Below are 589 nucleotides of genomic sequence, written 5' to 3'. Positions count from 1 at the left end.
TGCCCATGAAGGCATCAAGGCGGCCGTCACCAAGGTGCTGTGCGCGACATGGCAGAGGTGCCGCGTCCACTTCATGCGCAACGTCTTGGCCCATGCCGGCAAGAGCGGGCGCCGCGTCGTCTCCGCTTTCATCGCCACCGCCTTCGCCCAGGAAACGCCCGAGGCCGCAAGCACGCAATGGCGCGCCGTCGCCGACCAGATCCGGCCGAAAGTGCCGAAGCTGGCGACAATCATGGACGACGCCGAGCCCGACGTGCTTGCCTACATGACTTTCCCCAAGGAGCACCGCGCCAAGCTGCACTCGACCAACCCGATCGAGCGCCTCAACGGCGAGATCAAGCGGCGCACCGAGGTCGTCGGCATCTTCCCAAATGATGACGCCATCGTCCGCCTGGTTGGCGCGATCCTGCTCGAACAGAACGACGAATGGGCCGTGCAACGCGCCAGATACATGACGCTGGAAACCATCAGCCAAATGAGCGATGATCCTCTCATCAGCCTGCCAGCGGTGGCACGCTGATCAGCTCGGCCCCATGCCGGAGAGCGCGGCGACCAAGCCGTCAGCTACACCACTCCCAGGGACACGATC

General features: G+C 64.5%; 1 protein-coding gene. It reads left to right on the top strand.

The annotated features are described in order from the left end of the window. The coding region (locus EH240_RS37360; protein ID WP_206075403.1) for a transposase at positions 1-520 on the top strand (520 nt) is incomplete at its 5' end. Between the last annotated feature and the right edge of the window lie 69 nt (positions 521-589).

The sequence above is a fragment of the Mesorhizobium tamadayense genome (assembly GCF_003863365.1).
Taxonomy (GTDB): Bacteria; Pseudomonadota; Alphaproteobacteria; order Rhizobiales; family Rhizobiaceae; genus Mesorhizobium; species Mesorhizobium tamadayense.
This window is presented reverse-complemented; position numbering and strand designations above follow the sequence as displayed.